Source organism: Methylobacterium sp. NFXW15 (genome assembly GCF_049887755.1).
Classification (GTDB): domain Bacteria; phylum Pseudomonadota; class Alphaproteobacteria; order Rhizobiales; family Beijerinckiaceae; genus Methylobacterium.
This window is the reverse complement of record NZ_JAGEKG010000011.1, coordinates 88,829-106,881: the sequence shown is the minus strand read 5'-3', so window position 1 is coordinate 106,881 and position 18,053 is coordinate 88,829. Positions and strand designations below refer to the sequence as shown.

At 66.1% G+C, this 18,053-nt stretch carries 9 protein-coding genes and 4 pseudogenes; 5 read left to right on the top strand and 8 right to left on the bottom strand.

Features of this window, described 5'->3' with window-relative positions; translation table 11 throughout:
* Positions 1-4,554: 4,554 nt before the first annotated feature.
* A pseudogene (locus J4O73_RS20975) lies at positions 4,555-4,680 on the bottom strand (hypothetical protein); the annotation flags it as partial.
* Between the two features lie 78 nt (positions 4,681-4,758).
* Positions 4,759-4,872: pseudogene (locus J4O73_RS20970) on the bottom strand (hypothetical protein); the annotation flags it as partial.
* Between J4O73_RS20970 and J4O73_RS20965 the strand changes: the two are divergent.
* Positions 4,844-5,122, top strand: coding sequence for a hypothetical protein (locus tag J4O73_RS20965; RefSeq protein ID WP_426220540.1), 279 nt, complete (start codon positions 4,844-4,846; stop codon positions 5,120-5,122). The pseudogene J4O73_RS20970 and the gene J4O73_RS20965 overlap by 29 nt on opposite strands.
* A 68-nt stretch (positions 5,123-5,190) precedes the next feature.
* Here the strand turns inward: J4O73_RS20965 and J4O73_RS20960 are convergent.
* From J4O73_RS20960 to J4O73_RS20940, 5 genes and pseudogenes are all read right to left on the bottom strand, one after another.
* Positions 5,191-8,049 (bottom strand): annotated as a pseudogene (locus J4O73_RS20960) (hypothetical protein); the annotation flags it as partial.
* 277 nt (positions 8,050-8,326) lie between these two features.
* Complete coding sequence (locus tag J4O73_RS20955; protein ID WP_426220538.1) at positions 8,327-8,566, bottom strand: hypothetical protein; 240 nt, start codon at positions 8,564-8,566, stop codon at positions 8,327-8,329.
* Positions 8,567-9,870: 1,304 nt separating this feature from the next.
* A complete protein-coding gene (locus J4O73_RS20950) occupies positions 9,871-11,064 on the bottom strand; it encodes a YihY/virulence factor BrkB family protein (RefSeq protein WP_426220536.1) in 1,194 nt (397 codons plus the stop codon).
* Between the two features lie 43 nt (positions 11,065-11,107).
* On the bottom strand, positions 11,108-14,029 hold the full coding sequence (locus J4O73_RS20945) for a bifunctional diguanylate cyclase/phosphodiesterase (RefSeq protein ID WP_426220534.1): 2,922 nt from the start codon (positions 14,027-14,029) through the stop codon (positions 11,108-11,110).
* A 75-nt stretch (positions 14,030-14,104) separates the two neighbouring features.
* Positions 14,105-14,392: a hypothetical protein gene (locus J4O73_RS20940; protein WP_426220532.1), complete on the bottom strand. Its 288-nt coding sequence runs from the start codon at positions 14,390-14,392 to the stop codon at positions 14,105-14,107.
* 140 nt (positions 14,393-14,532) lie between these two features.
* Between J4O73_RS20940 and J4O73_RS20935 the strand changes: the two genes are divergently transcribed.
* The 4 genes from J4O73_RS20935 to J4O73_RS20920 all read left to right on the top strand — a co-directional run bounded on the left by J4O73_RS20935 (position 14,533) and on the right by J4O73_RS20920 (position 16,748).
* Positions 14,533-15,639 carry an SMP-30/gluconolactonase/LRE family protein gene (locus J4O73_RS20935; RefSeq protein ID WP_426220531.1) on the top strand — a complete coding sequence of 369 codons (1,107 nt, stop codon included), beginning with the start codon at positions 14,533-14,535 and terminating at the stop codon, positions 15,637-15,639.
* A gap of 98 nt (positions 15,640-15,737) precedes the next feature.
* The gene (locus J4O73_RS20930) at positions 15,738-16,091 is read left to right on the top strand and encodes a hypothetical protein (protein ID WP_426220529.1); all 354 of its coding nucleotides are present in this window, start codon (positions 15,738-15,740) and stop codon (positions 16,089-16,091) included.
* A 96-nt stretch (positions 16,092-16,187) separates the two neighbouring features.
* Positions 16,188-16,541 carry a hypothetical protein gene (locus tag J4O73_RS20925; RefSeq protein ID WP_426220527.1) on the top strand — a complete coding sequence of 118 codons (354 nt, stop codon included), beginning with the start codon at positions 16,188-16,190 and terminating at the stop codon, positions 16,539-16,541.
* Positions 16,542-16,583: 42 nt separating this feature from the next.
* Entirely contained in the window at positions 16,584-16,748 is a 165-nt protein-coding gene (locus J4O73_RS20920; protein WP_426220525.1) for a YqaE/Pmp3 family membrane protein, read from the top strand.
* A gap of 416 nt (positions 16,749-17,164) precedes the next feature.
* On the opposite strand, the pseudogene J4O73_RS20915 reads toward J4O73_RS20920, so the two are convergent.
* Positions 17,165-18,049, bottom strand: a pseudogene (locus J4O73_RS20915) (MBL fold metallo-hydrolase); the annotation flags it as partial.
* Positions 18,050-18,053 lie beyond the last annotated feature (4 nt).

Below are 18,053 nucleotides of genomic sequence, written 5' to 3'. Positions count from 1 at the left end.
GGCCGTGCTCGACAGGCCCGTCGAGATCGACCCGACTCCCGTCGACAGCGAGCCCACGCTGCTGTTCGTGCTCGACAGACCCGTCGACAGGGAACTGAAGCCCGTCGACAGCGAACTCACGTTGCTGTTCGTGCTCGATAGACCTGTCGACAGGGAACCGAAGCCCGTCGACAGCGAGGTAACACCCGTCGAGAGCGAACCGACGGCGCTGTTCGTGCTCGACAGACCCGTCGAGAGCGAACCGACACCCGTCGAGAGCGAGCCGACGGCGCTGTTCGTGCTCGACAGACCCGTCGAGATCGACCCGACACCCGTCGAGAGCGAACCGACGGTGCTGTTCGTGCTCGACAGACCCGTCGACAGCGACGTGACACCCGTCGACAGCGAACTCACGTTGCTGTTCGTGCTCGACAGACCCGTCGAGATCGATCCGACACCCGTCGACAGCGAGCTCACGCTGCTGTTCGTGCTCGACAGACCCGTCGAGATCGACCCGACACCCGTCGACAGCGAGCCGACGGTGCTGTTCGTGCTCGATAGACCCGTCGACAGCGACCCGACGTCGCTGGCCGTGCTCGACAGGCCCGTCGACAGCGAACCGACGTCGCTGGCCGTGCTCGACAGGCCCGTCGACAGCGAGCCAATGTTGCTGTTTGCGCTCGACAGACCCGTCGACAGCGACGTGACACCCGTCGACAGCGAGCTCACTCGGCTGTTCGTGCTCGACAGGCCCGTCGAGATCGACCCGACGCCCGTCGAGAGGGAACTCACGTTGCTGTCCGTGCTCGACAGACCCGTCGACAGCGAGCTTACATTGCTGTCCGTGTTCGACAGGCCCGTCGACAGCGAACCGATGCTGCTATCCGTGCTCGACAGGCCCGTCGAGAGTGAAGTGATACCCGTCGACAGCGAGCCGACGGTGCTGTTTGTGCTCGACAGACCCGTCGACAGAGACGTGACGCCCGTCGACAGCGAGCCTACTTTGCTGTTCGTGCTCGACAGACCGGTCGAGATCGATCCGACACCTGTCGAGAGCGAACTTACGTTGCTGTCTGTGCTCGACAGGCCAGTGGACAATGAGCCGACGTTACTGTCCGTGCTCGACAGACCCGTCGACAGCGAGCTCACGTTGCTGTTCGTGCTCGACAGACCCGTCGACAGTGAACCGATGTTGCTGTTCGCGCTCGACAGGCCCGTCGACAGAGACGTGACACCCGTCGACAGCGAGCTCACTCGGCTGTTCGCGCTCGACAGACCCGTCGACAGTGACGTGACACCCGTCGAGAGTGACCCCACTTTACTGTTTGTGCTCGACAGACCTGTCGAGAGTGAGCCGATGTTGCTGTCCGTGCTCGACAGACCCGTCGACAGCGAGCTCACGTTGCTGTTCGTGCTCGACAGACCCGTCGACAGTGAACCGATGTTGCTGTTCGCGCTCGACAGACCCGTCGACAATGAGCCGACACCCGTCGACAGCGAGCTCACTCGGCTATTTGTGCTCGACAGGCCCGTCGACAGTGACGAGACACCCGTCGACAGCGAGCCCACTTTGCTGTTCGTGCTCGACAGACCGGTCGACAGCGAGCCGACACCTGTCGACAGCGAACTCACGTTGCTGTCTGTGCTCGACAGGCTGGTGGACAATGAGCCGACGTTACTGTCCGTGCTCGACAGACCCGTCGACAGCGAGCTCACGTTGCTGTTCGTGCTCGACAGACCCGTCGACAGTGAACCGATGTTGCTGTTTGCGCTCGACAGGCCCGTCGACAGCGAGCTTACTTTGCTACTCGTGCTCGACAGCCCCGTCGACAGGGACGTGACACCTGTCGAGAGTGACCCCACTTTACTGTTCGTGCTCGACAGACCCGTCGAGAGTGAGCCGACGTTGCTGTCCGTGCTCGACAGACCCGTCGACAGCGAGCTCACAGTGCTGTCCGTGCTCGACAGACCCGTCGACAGTGAGCTCACGTTGCTGTTCGTGCTCGACAGGCCGGTGGACAGTGAGCCCACTCTGCTGTTCGTGCTCGACAGACCCGTCGAGATCGACCCGACACCCGTCGACAGCGAGCTCACTCTGCTGTTCGTGCTCGACAGACCCGTCGAGAGCGAACCGACGCCCGTCGACAGCGAACTCACGTTGCTGTTCGTGCTCGACAGGCCGGTGGACAGCGAGCCGATGTTGCTGTCCGTGCTCGACAGACCCGTCGACAGCGAGCTCACAGTGCTGTCCGTGCTGGACAGGCCGGTCGACAGTGAGCCGATGTTGCTGTTCGCGCTCGCCAGACCCGTCGAGATCGACCCGACACCCGTCGAGAGCGAGCTTACTTTGCTATTCGTGCTCGATAAACCGGTCGATAGTGAACCGAAGCCCGTCGACAGTGAACTCACGTTGCTGTTCGTGCTCGACAGACCCGTCGACAACGATCCGATGTTGCTGTCCGTGCTCGACAGCCCCGTCGACAGCGAGCTCACATTGCTGTCCGTGCTCGATAGACCTGTCGACAGCGAGCTCACAGTGCTGTCCGTGCTCGACAGACCCGTCGACAGCGAGCCGATGTTGCTGTTCGCGCTCGACAGACCGGTCGAGAGCGAGCTCACGTTGCTGTCCGTGCTCGACAGACCCGTCGAGAGCGAGCCCACGGTGCTGTTCGTGCTGGACAAACCGGTCGAGATCGACCCGACACCCGTCGACAGCGAACTCACCGTGCTGTTCGTGCTCGACAGCCCCGTCGAGAGCGAGCCGAAGCCGGTCGACAGCGAGCTTACCTTGCTGTTCGTGCTCGATAGACCGGTCGAGATCGAGCCGATGTTGCTGTTCGCGCTCGACAGACCGGTCGAGATCGACCCGACACCCGTCGAGAGCGAGCTCACGTTGCTGTCCGTGCTCGACAGACCCGTCGAGAGCGAGCTCACGGTGCTGTTCGTGCTCGACAGACCCGTCGACAGCGAACCGAAGCCCGTCGACAGCGAGCCGAAGCCCGTCGACAGAGAACCCACCTTGCTGTTCGTGCTCGACAGACCCGTCGAGATCGACCCGACACCCGTCGAGAGCGAACCGATGTTGCTATTCGCGCTCGACAGACCGGTCGAGATCGACCCGACGCCGGTCGACAGCGAGCTCACGTTGCTGTCCGTGCTCGACAGCCCGGTCGAGAGCGAGCCGATGTTGCTGTCCGTGCTCGACAGACCCGTCGACAGTGAGCTGACGGTGCTGTTCGTGCTGGACAAACCCGTCGACAGCGAACCGAAGCCGGTCGACAGCGAGCCGAAGCCCGTTGAGAGCGAGCTCACCTTGCTGTTCGTGCTCGACAGGCCCGTCGAGATCGATCCGACACCCGTCGACAGCGAGCTCACGGTGCTGTCCGTGCTCGATAGACCCGTCGACAGGGAGCCGATGTTGCTGTCCGTGCTCGAAAGACCGGTCGAGAGCGAGCCCACGGTGCTGTTCGTGCTGGACAAACCGGTCGAGATCGACCCGACACCCGTCGACAGCGAGCTCACGCTGCTGTTCGTGCTCGACAGGCCCGTCGACAGCGACGTGACACCCGTCGACAGGGAGCTCACCTTGCTGTTCGTGCTCGATAGACCGGTCGAGATCGAGCCGATGTTGCTGTTCGCGCTCGATAGACCGGTCGAGATCGACCCGACACCCGTCGAGAGCGAGCTCACGTTGCTGTCCGTGCTCGACAGACCCGTCGACAACGAGCCGATGTTGCTGTTCGTGCTCGACAGACCCGTCGACAGCGAACCGAAGCCGGTCGACAGCGAGCCGAACCCCGTCGACAGAGAACCCACCTTGCTGTTCGTGCTCGACAGACCCGTCGAGATCGACCCGACGCCCGTCGAGAGCGAACCGATGTTGCTATTCGCGCTCGAAAGACCGGTCGAGATCGACCCGACGCCGGTCGACAGCGAGCTCACGTTGCTGTCCGTGCTCGACAGACCGGTCGACAGGGAGCCGATGTTGCTGTCCGTGCTCGACAGACCCGTCGACAGTGAGCTGACGGTGCTGTTCGTGCTCGACAAACCGGTCGACAGCGAACCGAAGCCGGTCGACAGCGAACCGAACCCCGTCGAGAGCGAGCTCACCTTGCTGTTCGTGCTCGACAGACCCGTCGAGATCGACCCGACACCCGTCGACAGCGAGCCCACGGTGCTGTTCGTGCTCGATAGACCCGTCGAGAGCGAGCTCACGTTGCTGTCCATGCTCGACAGACCCGTCGAGAGCGAGCCCACGGTGCTGTTCGTGCTCGACAAACCGGTCGAGAGCGACCCGACACCCGTCGACAGCGAACTTACGCTGCTGTTCGTGCTCGACAGTCCTGTCGAGAGCGAGCTCACTTTGCTGTTCGTGCTCGACAAACCGGTCGAGATCGATCCGACACCCGTCGACAGCGAGCTCACGCTGCTGTTCGTGCTCGACAGCCCCGTCGACAGCGAGCCGATGTTGCTGTCCGTGCTCGACAGCGCCGTCGACAGCGAAGCCACAGAGCTATTCGTGTTCGACAGGCCCGTCGAGAGCGAGGCCGTCGTGTCCAACACGGTCGAGGCCACCGAATACAGCTGGCTGCCGTTCACCGCATCGGTCGAGGTCGCGCTGAGTTGGCCCGCCGCGACGTTCTGAATCTGCCGTTCAGCGCCCACCCGGCCCACGGACACGACGCTGGCCGGCGTTGCACCCGCGAAGCCGGAGAACGACGTGCCGCCGATCGAGGTGGACGGGACGGCCACGCTCGACCGCGTCACCGAGCCGTAGCCCAGGGCCACGCTTCCGTTGACGCTCGCGCTGGCTTGCGCGCCGATCGCCGTCGCGTAGGACGACGAGGCCGTCGCTGCGTAGCCGATGGCGGTCGAGCTGCTGCCGTTGGCCATCGCGAGCCCACCGAGGGCAATGGCCTTGTCGTTGGTGGCAGAGGCGCCGTTGCCCAGGCTCAGCGATTCACTGCCCGAAGCGATTGCGTTGGCACCGAAGGCGATCGCGGCGCTGTTCGTGGCGTTCGCGCTGGCGCCGATGGCGATGGCCGTCGTGCCCGCTGCATTCGCCGACGTGCCGAACGCCACCGCGTTGCTGCCCGTCGCGCGTGCGCCCGTGCCGACCGCTGCGACTCCCGAGAGTGTTTGACCGCCCACGCCGCCGCGCGAACCGTCCCAGGCGCCGAGCGTGCTGTTCCACGGCAGGCCGTTACTGGCCGCCGCCGCCACCGCGTAGAGTTGGCTGCCGTTCACCGCATCCGTCGAGGTCGCGCTGATTTGGCCCGCCGCGACATTCTGGATCTGGCGCTCGCTGCCCGCCGAGCCCACCGACACCACGCTCCCCGGCGTGCTGCCCGCGAAGCCGCTGTAGGTGGTGCCGTTGATGGATACCGAGGAGACGGCCGTCGCCGCCGTCGTGGAAGAGTTGGAGCCCAGTGCGACGCTGTTCTGGACGCTGGCCGAGGCATGGTCGCCCAGTGCGGTCGATCTGGTCGCCGACGCGTTCGCATCGGAGCCGAGCGCGATGGCGAACATGTTGGTCGCCTTGGAGTTATTTCCCAAGCTCGTGGACCAACTGCTGTAGGCGTTCGCCCCATTGCCCAGCGCCGTCGCTGCATAGTCGGCAGCACTGGCTTGGTTACCGATCGCCGTTGCTTGGCGTCCGGTGCCTTTCGCATTCGAGCCGACGGCTGTGGCTGAATTGGTGCTGGCTGCGGCGCCGGAACCTACCGCCGTCGAGCCATCCGCGGATGCGTTGGCAGAGCTGCCAAAGGCTGAGGCGCTATTGCCGGAAGCGACAGTGCTGGCGCCAACGGCGGTAGCTGACACGTTAGACGCGTTGGCAGAGCTGCCAAACGCTGAGGCATAGACAGAAGTGGCAACGGCGGTGTTACCCACGGCGGTCGTTGCACCCTGGGACGCTTGTGACGTTTTACCGATGGCCACTGAGCTATCACCGGCCGCATTCGCCGAGTTGCCAAATGCCACCGCGCTAAGTCCGGCCGAGGCCCCCGTGCCGATGGCCGCGATGCCCGAGAGGGTCTGACCGCCGCTGCCGCGCCCGCCGTCCCAGGCGCCAAGCGTGCTGTTCCACGGCAGGCCGCCGCCGATGCTCGAGGCGATGGCGGAATAGAGCTGGCTGCCGTTCACCGCATCCGTCGAGGTCGCGGTGATTTGGCCCGCCGCGACGTTCTGAATCTGGCGCTCGTTGCCCGCCGAGCCCACCGAGACGACGCCCACCGGCGCCGTGCCCGCGAAGCCGCTGTAGGTGGTGCCATTCACAACTTGGGAGGATACGGCCGTCGCCGCCGTGGTGGTGCTGTTCGCGCCCAGCGCGACGCTGTTCGAGACCGACGCGCTGGAAAACACACCGATGGCGATCGAGCTTTCGGCAGAAGCGCTGGCATGGCTGCCTACCGCAACAGCTTTGGAATTGGTCGCGCTCGCTGCGTCGCCCAGGCTCACCGAAGATGTTCCACTCGCGACGGTGGCCACGCCCACCGCTGTGGACCAAGAGCCCGACGCGTTGGCGTCCTTGCCAAACGCCGAGGCGTTGGTGTTCGAGGCCCTGGTGCCAACGCCCACCGCAGTCGCATTGTCAGCGAGCGCATTCGCTGAATAGCCCAACGCTGTGGACCAAGAGCCCGACGCTAAAGTAGAAGCGCCGAACGCCGAGGCGCTGGTGTTCGACGCGTTGGCGGTAGCGCCGAAGGCCGCGCTGTTGGTGCCTGAGGCGCCAGCGTTCGCTCCGACGGCAGTCGCGCTCACCCCCTTTGCCGCCGAAAATTGGCCGACCGACGTGGCGAGGTCCGCCGCGGCATTGGCGAAGGTGCCGAGGGCCGTGCCACGGCTGACCGCGTACGCATTTCGGCCGAGGGCCGTGGCTTCCGAGCCATCCGCAATCGCCCAGACGCCGATGGCCGTGGCCAGCTGACCGTTCGTCGTCGCTCCCCTACCGACAGCGGTGGTGGAATCCCCAGTCGCATTGGCGCCGTTACCGACGGCTACCGACCATTGCCCGTTCGCAGCGGCACTCACGCCGCCTGCGAAAGCGTAGTTGCCTGCCGAGGCGCTTGAACCGATGGCGGTCGCGCTTGCCCCCTTTGCGGCCGAATATTCGCCGACCGACGTGGCGAGGTCCGCCGCGGCATTGGCCCAAGCGCCGAGGGCGGTGCCACGGCCGACCGCGTAGGCATTGCGGCCGAGCGCCGTGGCTTCGGCGCCATTCGCGTTCGCAGCGGTGCCGATGGCCGTGGCCAACTGATTGCTCGTCGTCGCTCCCCTACCGACAGCGGTGGTGGAATCCCCGGTCGCATTGGCATCGCTACCAAGGGCTACCGACCATTGCCCATTCGCAGCGGCATTCACGCCGCCTGCGAAGGCGTTGTTGTTGCTTGCTCTGGCGCTGTTACCTATTGCCGTGGAGTAATCTGCGGATGCGCTGGCACTGGCGCCGACCGCGACAGAGCTCGAACCGCTCGCCGCCGCGCTGTGACCGACTGCCGTTGCTGCGAACCCGGACGCTCCCGCAAATGCGCCGATCGCAACATCTTTTTCTGCAGAAGCACTGGCGTAGAAGCCGCTTGCAATGGAAAGATTACCTCCAGCACTGGCAGAATTGCCTAAGGCCAAGGCATTACCGCCCGCCGCGCTACTGCCTATGCCGAGCACGACAGATGATCCGCCAATTACCGCATTGGCTGTACTATTGTCACCGATTCTTATAGCACCTCCCGCACCAACGATGATCTTGCCGCTGTTGACGTAGAGTTGGCCGCCTAAGCTGAGGCTGCTAGAGGCCCCATCAGCGTCACCAGTAGTACCAGCTGGACCGAAAAATATCGCAGAGGTAGTTTGGGTAGAGACATTAGAATTACATGCGAGAAAATTCGCTGTTTGCGTGAAAGAATTACTACCATTGTCCGATATTCTCGCGCACGATATATCCGTCCCATCATCGATATAGACACCGCCGTTACCCGCGAATGCCTGACCTGGCGCCAGCCCGCCCAAAGCACCGAACGTCGCCGTCAGCGCTCCCACGCCCAGCGCCCCCAGCCGCGACTTCCGCCCCATGCCCAGGCAGAGGCTGGAGAGGCGCAGCACGGCCATGATGCGGCGGCGCAGGCCGTCCGTCAGGTCGCCGCGGATCCCCACCGCGTAGCCCAGATGAGCGGCGCGGCCATTGGCGCGGGTGGTGTTCGGGTTCTTGCGCTGCGTGTTCATGGTGCCCCTGAAAGAAAGATCGCGCCGTAGGCCGTCGCGGTTGTGTCGGGTGGCCGGTGCGGAGCGTCCGCGTCCCTGGCCGTCGTCTCGGTTTGGCTCCGGGGCGCCCCAGCCCCGCCGCCTCAGGTCATTCGCGGTGGAGGTCGCTGTCCTGCATGGCGCCGCGCAGCCACCAGCCGACGAAGCCCATGGCGGGGAGTGCCACAGCGACCACGGCCGCCATCGCGATCCGCCCCTGGATCAAGAGGCCCATGAGGCACCCGGAGACCGCCGCCGCGGACAGGCCGACCACGGCCGCTCCGCTGTCACCCGCCGTCTCGACCCGGCCCGGAGCCTTCACGGCGCCTTCGGCATCCCGCTCGCGCATTCGCTGAACTCCACCCCCGCCCCAGGACATCAGGGAGATCGAAGGCCACCGGCTGCGCACAGCCGCACCCTCCGCACCCTGCTGCTGCAATTCTACGATGCACATCCCCGACATTCGGTCCGTCAATCGTGGATGTAACCGCCAGTATTGCGTCTCAGTTACATGCAACTTCTGCGTTATTACGACGATATCGCAGCCTTTGCCCGGAGTTTTGTTTGCATGCGTCGGTATAAGTGTCAATTCATTGCACAGAACGACGCCATTCGCCGATTAAAGCGCTTTTATCCGATCATTTTAACGATCTGTTAACTTATGGTTACAGGCTAAAGCAGCGCGATTTTGTTCAGGCGCAGCGCGACAGATCTGCGATATCGCTGATATAACTTTGTTCAAGCGTGATTTATGCAGTAACTATGGTGTTCACGGCCACAATTGACCGAACTTTCTCTTCTCGCGAAACGATCATCAGTCGTCTTTTCGCGATGCGGCCCGTAATTCTGCGTGGGACATGCCAGGTGTCGGCACCGTGCGGCCGATGACCAATGCATCGCGCCACTCGGCGCGGCACAAAAGCTCTTTCGGCTTGAGTTTGATGAGGGAGAAGCGGCGCTGTCCCGGTCGATAGTGGTCTTCCGGGGCGAATGGCTGGCAATAAACGCAAACTTTACTGGCCCGGACACCTCTCCGGGGCCGTTTTGGATGCGAGCGAGGCTCTTGCCGGGCCTCTCCGGCGACCTAATCGCCTCATCACTACTGGGTCGGCGCGTCACGCTTGGAGATCAATACGCACCACTCCCGTGGGCGGCATCCTGGCGATCCGATCCGCTTTATCCGCGCCATTCCGTCCGTAACGTTAAACTATCGTATAGGGCGGGGGCTCGATCTTCGAGAGAGCAGCGTCGACAAGTATGAAGCGGGCCCGATCTCCGGTGCCGAAGTCTCGGTATGATCTTTCCGCGCCGATCCAGACGGTGCGACCCTGCTGCGACGGTCGTTTCTTCACCGGCCGAGCCCCTCCCCACGACGATTTCTCCCTTATTGTCGGTTCCGGGGCGGCCGTGACTTCGACGCAACAGGTGTTGCGGGGTTCGGGCCGGTCTCTTCAGACTGCGTGGGTCGGGTTTGCCGGGATTCGCGGGCGGGGATCGTTGCGGAACTTGGGATCCAGACCCTCCTCACCGTCCTTGCGAGCGTCCGCGAAGCCATCCGGGGGAGCGCAGCGGCCTGAGAACGCGGCGAATCCCTGGATTGCGCCACTTCGCTCGCAATGACGGAGGGGCCTTTGAACGCGGAGGGCCCTCCAGTCAGGCGCGCGTCGGCGGGGCCGTGTCGGGATCGCCCCCCTCATGCGCCGCCTTGCCGACCGTATCGGCCATCGTGGCCTGACGGCTGCCGAGGGGCACGGGCTCGCCCACCGTCGTGTCCTCGGCGGTCTGGTGCTCCATCTCGGCGTTCAGTTGCGCGCCCAGCAGCACGATGGTGGTCGACAGCCAGATCCAGGTCATGAACCCGATGGCGGCGCCGAGCGACCCATAGGTCTGGTTGTACTTGCCGAAGTTGGCGACGTACCACGAGAAGAGCCCCGATCCGCCGAGCCAGAGGATCGCCGCCAGCGCCGAGCCGGGGGTGGCCCAGCGCCAGCGGGGGGCATCCCGGCTGGGGCCGAACCGGTACAGCAGGGCCAGGCCGAACAGCACCGCGACCAGCAGGACCGGCCAGCGCAGTTGCGACAGCCACCACGCCCCCTCACCCAGGCCGATGAACTTGAAAACGATGGGCAGGACGATCACGGCGGCCAGCGCCGAGACGAGGAACAGCAGCGCCCCGCCGGTAAAGGCGAGGGAGATGAGGTTGAGCTTCACGAAGCCGCGCGATTCGCGCTCGTCGTAGACGAGGTTGAGGGCATCGAAGACGTGCTTCATGCCGCCATTGGCGCTCCAGACCGAGAGGGCGAGCCCCACGAACAGGCTGAGACCGAGGGTGGTGCTGCCCTTCTCGTTGAGGCGCGTCACCTGCTCGCCGACGATCTCGAGGGCGCCCTGGGGCAGGAGGCCCTGAAGGCTGCCGATCTGCTCCGCGATGGTCGAGGGGTCGGCGATGAGACCGTAGAGCGAGACCAGGGCCGCGATGGCCGGGAAGATCGCGAGCAGGGCGAAGAAGGTGACGCCCGCCGAAACGAGCATGATGCGGTTCTCGCCGACATCGTGCCACGTGCGTAGCAGGATGTCCTTCCAGCCCGCCGCCGGGATCTCGGTGGGGCCGGACGCCCTGCGGCCCCGATCCGCTTGGGCGCGGGCGACCTCCTCGGCCTTGCGGCCGGTGTGGGAGGGCGGTGGGCGCCGGGCCTCGCCCGGATCGCTGCCCTGGGGCTGCCCGGCGGGCCGACGCGACCCCGGCAAGGCCACGAGGCCGACGAGGGCGGCGGCGAGGCCGAGAGTCCAGATCAGAGAGGCCGAAGCACCCGGTTCGTCTTGATCTCGCGACGTCGTCTTGCGCATCGGCGCCCCCGTTCCATTCGGGAATGCGCCCGAATTCCTTGCGCTAACCTCCGTTCGTCCCGGCGCGTTTCAGGGGACGCTTGGTTTGTGTCACGGCCGCCTCGTCATGGTCTGCGAGTGTGTCCGCCATCCAGGCGGATTCTGCGTCCTCGCCGCGCAGGTAGCGGGCGAAGACATCGATCGGCTGCGGTTTGCCGACGAGATAGCCCTGCACCTCGTCACAGGCTTCGTCGGTGAGGAACCGCATCTGATCCGGCGTCTCCACGCCCTCGGCCACGACGCCCATGCCGAGGCTGCGCCCGAGGCTGAGCACCGCGCGAACGATGACCGCCGCCTGCGGGCTGCCCTCGACATGCCCGACGAAGGAGCGGTCGATCTTGATCTTGTCGAACGGGAAGGCCTGCAACGTCGCGAGCGACGAGTAGCCGGTGCCGAAATCGTCCATGGCGATGGAGATGCCGAAGCTCTTCAGCCGCCGGAGGATGCCGAGCGCGCGGGCCATGTCGTTGATGATGACCGATTCGGTGATCTCCAGTTCCAGCCGCGCGGGGGGCAGCCCCGTCTCGGCCAGGATGGCGAGGATCCGGTCGGCCAGATCCGCCTGCTGGAATTGCATCGGCGACAGGTTCACCGCGATCTTGAGCGGGCGGTCCCAGGTGGCGGCCTCGCGGCAGGCGGCGCGGAGCACCCATTCGCCCAGGCTGAGAATCGTCCCGCTCTGCTCGGCCAGCGGCACGAACACGCTCGGGGGCACGAGGCCGCGCGTCGGGTGGCGCCAGCGCACTAGGGCCTCGAAGCCCACGAGGTCCCGCCCCCCGGTATTCACCTGCGGCTGGTAATGCAGGGTCAGTTCATTTTGAGCGATGGCGCGGCGGAGGTCGCATTCGAGGTCGAGGCGTTCCGCCACCGCCTCGTCCATGGCAGCCTCGAACACGCGGAACGTGTTCCGTCCCTCCAGCTTCGCGCGATACAGGGCCAAGTCGGCGCGCTTGAAGATCTCCTCGCCGGACTTCCCATGCTCCGGCGCGAGGGCGATGCCGATGCTGAGTCCGACTTCCATCCGCTGCTCCTCGAAATAGACCGGCTCGTTGACGGAGCCGATGAGGCGGCGCGCGAGATCCTCGATGGCCGCGAGGTCGCCGCCATCGGCCACGAGCACGGCGAACTCGTCGCCGCCGAGCCGGGCCACCACATCCTCCGCGTGCAGTTCCAAGCGGACCCGGTGGGCCACCGCGCGCAGCACGGTGTCTCCGGCGAGATGCCCGAGGCGATCGTTCACCGCCTTGAACCGGTCGAGATCGAGGCAGAGCACCGCCGCCCTGCCCCCGCGCAGGCGCAGTTCGGCGAGGCGATCGTCCAGACGCTCGTAGAACAGGGCGCGGTTCGGCAGGTCGGTCAGCCCGTCATGCCGCGCCATGTGGGCGATCTGTCGCTCGGCGGCCTTGCGGGCGCTGATGTCGATCTGCGTGCCGATGAAGCGCAGCGGCGTGCCATCCTCGGCGCGGGCCACTACCCGGCCGCGGGTGAGGAGCCATGCCCAGCCACCGTCGCTGCGGCGCATGCGGTGCTCGCATTCGTAGAGAGGCGTGCGGCCGTCGATATGATCCTGAAGGACGCGCTCCGTCTGCGCGACATCCCCGGGGTGAACCAGCATCCGCCATGTGCGGGCATGGGGCTCGAGCTCGCCGGGCGTGTAGCCCAGCACCTCCCACCAGCGCGCGGAACACCACGCTTCCCCACTCACCAGATCCGAATCCCACAGGCCGTCGCTGCCCGCATCGAGCGCCAGGGCGAGGCGCGCCTCGCTTTGGGCCACCTGGGTCTCGGCCCGCTTGCGGGCGGTGATGTCGGTGAAGGTCAGGACGGCGCCTCCCTCCGCAAGGGGGACGAGGCGCACTTCGACCACGCAGCCGTCGGGTGCCTCCTGCTCGAAGGCGTAAGTCTCGCCCGGTGCCATGTCCTCGAAGTTCCAGCGGCGCAGAGCCTCCGGCACGTTGCCCAGACGGCCTTCGGCGATCTGGTGGAAGCTCACGCCCTCCGAAGAGGGATGCACGCGCATCAGCGCCGGGGGGAGACCGAGCAGGGTGGCGGCTCGCTCGTTGCACACCCGGACGAGGCCGGAGGCGTCCACCATCATCAGCCCCTGGTCCATCGTTTCGAGGACCGTATCGAGCAACTCGGTCTTCTCGCGCAGAAGCTGCTTACCCTCGCGCAGGACGCGGTTCGTCCGGCGCAGATGCTCCACGAACAGGGCCAGCGCCGACATCGCGAGGATGGTGAGCATTCCCGCCGCGATGGCGAGCGCCAACGCGCCGCGGGGGAAGGTCTCGGTCTCGGGCGTTAGGGCCGGATCGGGCACGATCTCGACGGCCATCATGGCGATGAAGTGCAGGCAGGCGATGGCCGCCGTCAGAAGCGTCGCCGACACGATATCGACCGCCCCTCCCCCCGGTCGCCGGGCGGCGGCCATGGCCAGGGCGGCGAGCGCCGTTCCCGCCCCGAGGGCGATCACGACGAGGGGGATGTCCCAGGTGATGAGGCCCGGCAGGCGTACGCCCGCCATGCCGGTGAAATGCATCGCCCCGATGCCGAGCCCCAGAACGGCGCCCGCGACGGCGGCTCCGGACATGCCCGGAAGGGCACTCGCCAGGATCAGCGCGAAACAGGCCGAGACGATGCCGACCACGAGGGACAGGCAGGTCAAGACCGGATCGTAGCCGATGCCGAAGCCGGGATCGTACCCCAGCATGGCGATGAAATGGGTGCTCCAGATCCCGATGCCCGCCGCGATGCCGGCTCCCAGGATCAAGGCCGCGCGACTCGCCCCCAGGCCCGCCCTGGCCTGCCGCAGCAGGTAGAGGGTGGAGAAACACGAGAACCAGCAGACCAGGGCGGCAAGGGGGACCGCCCAGACCGTGTGCTCGTGAGTCAGGCAGAAGAGCGCGCGATACATGGTGGCCAACATGCCCGTTTCGTCGAGGGCATGATGGCCGTGACAACTTTAAGATGGGTTATTTTACAACCTACGAGCGAATTTCTGTCACCGGGCGAGGGAGGGGCCTCCGGCCGTGCCACCCGTGCCGGGCGGGCCGCTCGTGGGCGTTCCGCCGATCGTGACATTGGGCGTGGTGCCGGGAACCGACGAGTTGCTGGGGTTGGCCTCGTTCCCCCGGGTGATGGGGCTCGGCCCGAGATCGCGCTCCCCGGGCGTGACGCCGCCGACGCTCGAGGGCGGTGTCACGCCGGTATTGCCTGCACCTCCGGTGACGACCTGCGCCGTGGCGGGAGAGGCCATGGCAAGAGAGAAGGCGAGAATCGCAAGGCGCATGGGTGAGTGTCCGTTCGTCGGAATGGCGGGCGGCAACGGACCGGGCGCGGGTTGGTTCACGGGTGCTGCGGCGACACTGCCCGGAACAAGGCGTGTGGCAGAGGCTTTGCGCAGGCAAACGGATCACCCGGGATCATCGCATGCGCCGCACGCCGCTCTTCGCCGCCATTCTCAGCCTCGGCTTGGGCAGCCCGGTCCATGCGGCGGAAGGCGCGCAGTTCGATGGCTCGGCGCTGAAGCCGATGCTCCAGAGCGACAGCCTCGTCTTCAACGGCGTGACCCGTTCGGCGGATGGCCGGGTGTTCTCGCCGTTCCAGCGCCAGACCAAGGACAAGGGCATCGAACTCGGCGAATGGAAGGACGGGAAGCCCGTCGCCTATCCGAACGAGGCCTGGAACGCGTGGAAGCAGGGTGACGACCCGGCCAAGGCCTTCGTAGCGGTCAACGCCATCCGCATGGGACCGGATGGCGACCTGTGGGTGGTCGACAAGGGGGCGCCGGGCCTTGGCGAGGCACCCCTCCCCGGCGGGGCGAAGCTGATGCAGATCGACATCGCCAAGAACGAGATCCGCAAGATCTATCCCCTCGACGCCGCGGTGGACGAGAAAGGCTTCATCGACGATTTCCGCTTCAACGGCCGCAAGGTCTACCTGACCGATGCCGGTCGACCCGGCCTCGTCGTGCTCGATCTCGACAGCGGCAAGCTGCGCCGCGTGCTGGACAATCATTGGTCGATGATCGCGCAGCGGCCCCTCACCGGGCAGGGGCGCGTCCTCCGCGACGACAAGGGAAAGCCCCTGGCGATCCACGCGGACCAGCTCGAAGTCTCGCCGGACGGCAAGACCTTCTATTATCAGGCCTGCACCGGCCCGCTCTACAGCATCGAGACCCGTTGGCTCGATGACGAGGGTGCAAGCGATGAGGAGCGGGCCAAGCATGTGAAGCTTTTCGCCCCCACCGTGGCGACGGGCGGCACGGCCATCGCAGCGGATGGAACGATCTATTCGAGCGATACCGACGCCCTGCGTGTCCTGAAGATCGCCCCGGACGGCACGACCAGCACCCTGGTTCAGGACCCACGCCTCGTCTGGGTGGACGCGATGTGGATCGATGAGGAGGGCGGGCTCTGGATCCCGGCCGCGCAGATGAACCGAACGCCTGCGATGAATGGCGGGGAAGCCTCGGCGGTGAAGTTTCCGACCACGATCTTCCGGCTCGAGATCGGCGCCAAGCCCTTGAGGAACTGACGATTCGGCACGCGGCGGTGGATGGCCTTCACCGCCGACGCTGCATCGCGCGGCAGATCGGCTAAAATGGGGGCGTTGCCCCAAGAGCCGTTTGAGCGATGCCGCCGAGTTCGACGCCCACCCCGGACACCGACGATCAAGCCGAAGGCCTCGCGAAGGTCCACCGCCTCGCGACCGAGCTGGCCGCCCGGCTGCGTTACGCGCAGATGGTGGAGCGTCCGCTTCCGCCGGAGCAGGTGAACGCCTTGATCGATGCAGCGCGGCTGCTTCAGGAGCGCGGTGAGCCGTGGCCGCACCTCGTCGGCGAAGTTCTGCGGAAGGTCGCCGACGATCTGAGTGAGGAAGAGACGCCGAAGGAGCCGGACGAAGCCGGGCGCGGTCGCGTCGTGGCGGGCCTCAACCGTTTTCTCGGCGCCTTCCGTCGTGACGCCCGGCCGCCCTCCGAAAGCTGAACTGGGTGGCGACGCGCCGCAGGCGGACATGGGCCGCATGCAGGCACCCTTTCAGCACTTTCGCGTTGGGCCGGCATGACCGCAGAGGCGCCGACCATGCTCCGTTCCGAGACCCCGCCACCGCCCGGCAACTTGCAGCTCAAGGAGCCACCGGATTCCGAGCGCCCGAACGTCGCGCAGTTGAAGGGCGACATCAACAGCGGCCGCACCGGCGATAAGATCGCTCATGTCGATGTCGGCGCGGCCATGCTCGGAACCTGCGAGGAGGCCGGAGGCGCCCCGCCGACGCCGCAGCAGGTGAAGCTGGCGCGGTCCAACGAGGCGGCGCCGGAACGCGTTCGGGCGGCTGCCGACCCCCATGGCCAGAGGGGCTGGACCATGCCGCTTTACCTCGGGATCGTCGGGGCTATCTGTGCCGTTCTGGTGATCGGGATGCTGGTGATCCGCTGACGGGCCGATCCCACACGAAGCGGCACAAGGAGACGTTTGCCCATGGTCATGATCATCATCTGCTTCCTGGCGCCGTGGCTTGCCATGTTCCTGCGGGGCAAGATCTTCCAGGGCATCCTCTGCATCATTCTTCACCTGACGCTGATCGGCTGGATCCCGGCGACCATCTGGGCGCTGGTCGTCACGCAGCGGGAAAAGAGCGCCTAGGCGACCCGCGTCGCCTTGGCCGTTCGGCGCTGGCGCTCGACGTTCTCGCGCGCCCGCAGCCAATGGACCAGATCCAGCACGACCACCGGTGAGACCGCCGCCAGCGCCATGAGGGTGCGGTGGCGTTCGGGATTCGAGGGCCCGAGCCCCTGTGCCAGAAGGGCGGCGTCGAGCAAATCGCCGCCGACCCGCAAGCCCAAGCGACGCTCCGGCTCCGAGCCCGCGAGCATCGCCGCACCCGACGCGATCTCGCGCAAGCCGAACGCCTGAAGCGTGCGTTCGTGGCCTTCGAGGCCGATAACGCGCGCGAGTTTCCCGGGCGCCAGCACCTCGACCAAGCCGAGGCCGATACCGAACCATGCGAGCCCTCGGGCCATACGACGGTCATCGGCTTCGTCCCAAGATATCCTGCGGTCCGGCGGGAAATAGGCGCCCTTGTCACCAGCCCGCACCGGGGCATCGCGGTATGGCGACCGGCGCGGCACGGCTACGCTGTCGAACTGCGCGGCCAGCCTGTAGAGGCCGGAGCGCAGTGCTGGCCCCTGGAGCGGCCGTCCGTGGCCGGTGATCGCGCGTTGCGGCTCGAGGGCAGCCAATTTTTCGACCGAGTGCCGAGCCGCGCCCCAATCCACCGTGAAGTACATCGGCGGCCCGTGGATCTCCGGCACCTGCAAGGTCACGGCGTAGACCGATTCCTGCGCCGTGGTGACGAAGGCATCACCCGCGATGAGGCTGCGATCGGCCTCGCGCCAGAGGGCGACTTGGCCGACCGAATGCCCTGGGACATGGATCCAGCGCCAGCCCGGCATGGGCGGCACCGAGCCGTCTTCGGGGAGGAGATGCAGCCGATCTGCGACATCGACCGGATCACGCGGGAACAGCGTCGAGAGGCGTGCGAGCGCCCCGCCCCCCACTTTGGCGGCAGCAGGAGGATAGGAAGCGGACCCGTCGAGATAGGGGCGTTCCAGGGTATGCGCCCAGACCGGCGCGTCCCACTCCTCGGCGAGGTCTTCCAGGGCACCGACATGGTCGAAATGGCCGTGTGTGAGCACGATGGCCGCCGGTCTGCTCCCCGGCCCGAAACGTGCGGCCGCCGCAGCCTTGATCGCGGCGCGGGAGCCCATGAGGCCCGCGTCGATCAGCACCCATTCTCGATCGCCCGCCCCGGGGGCTCCCCAGAACACCACGTTGACGATAGCAAGGCGCAGATAAGCCAGATCGGCCGTCACATCGTAGAGGCGGCCGTGCTCCGATGGCCGGTCGGAACGGGCATCTCGATCAATCCAAATTTGCTGGGCCATGGCG

Bases quoted from the DNA above. Each gene is read 5' to 3' on its own strand.
- J4O73_RS20965 (WP_426220540.1), top strand. From the start codon at position 4,844: ATGGCGGTCGAGCTGCTGCCGTTGGCCATCGCGAGCCCACCGAGGGCA.
- J4O73_RS20955 (WP_426220538.1), bottom strand. From the start codon at position 8,566: ATGCGCGAGCGGGATGCCGAAGGCGCCGTGAAGGCTCCGGGCCGGGTC.
- J4O73_RS20950 (WP_426220536.1), bottom strand. From the start codon at position 11,064: ATGCGCAAGACGACGTCGCGAGATCAAGACGAACCGGGTGCTTCGGCC.
- J4O73_RS20945 (WP_426220534.1), bottom strand. From the start codon at position 14,029: ATGTTGGCCACCATGTATCGCGCGCTCTTCTGCCTGACTCACGAGCAC.
- J4O73_RS20940 (WP_426220532.1), bottom strand. From the start codon at position 14,392: ATGCGCCTTGCGATTCTCGCCTTCTCTCTTGCCATGGCCTCTCCCGCC.
- J4O73_RS20935 (WP_426220531.1), top strand. From the start codon at position 14,533: ATGCGCCGCACGCCGCTCTTCGCCGCCATTCTCAGCCTCGGCTTGGGC.
- J4O73_RS20930 (WP_426220529.1), top strand. From the start codon at position 15,738: ATGCCGCCGAGTTCGACGCCCACCCCGGACACCGACGATCAAGCCGAA.
- J4O73_RS20925 (WP_426220527.1), top strand. From the start codon at position 16,188: ATGCTCCGTTCCGAGACCCCGCCACCGCCCGGCAACTTGCAGCTCAAG.
- J4O73_RS20920 (WP_426220525.1), top strand. From the start codon at position 16,584: ATGGTCATGATCATCATCTGCTTCCTGGCGCCGTGGCTTGCCATGTTC.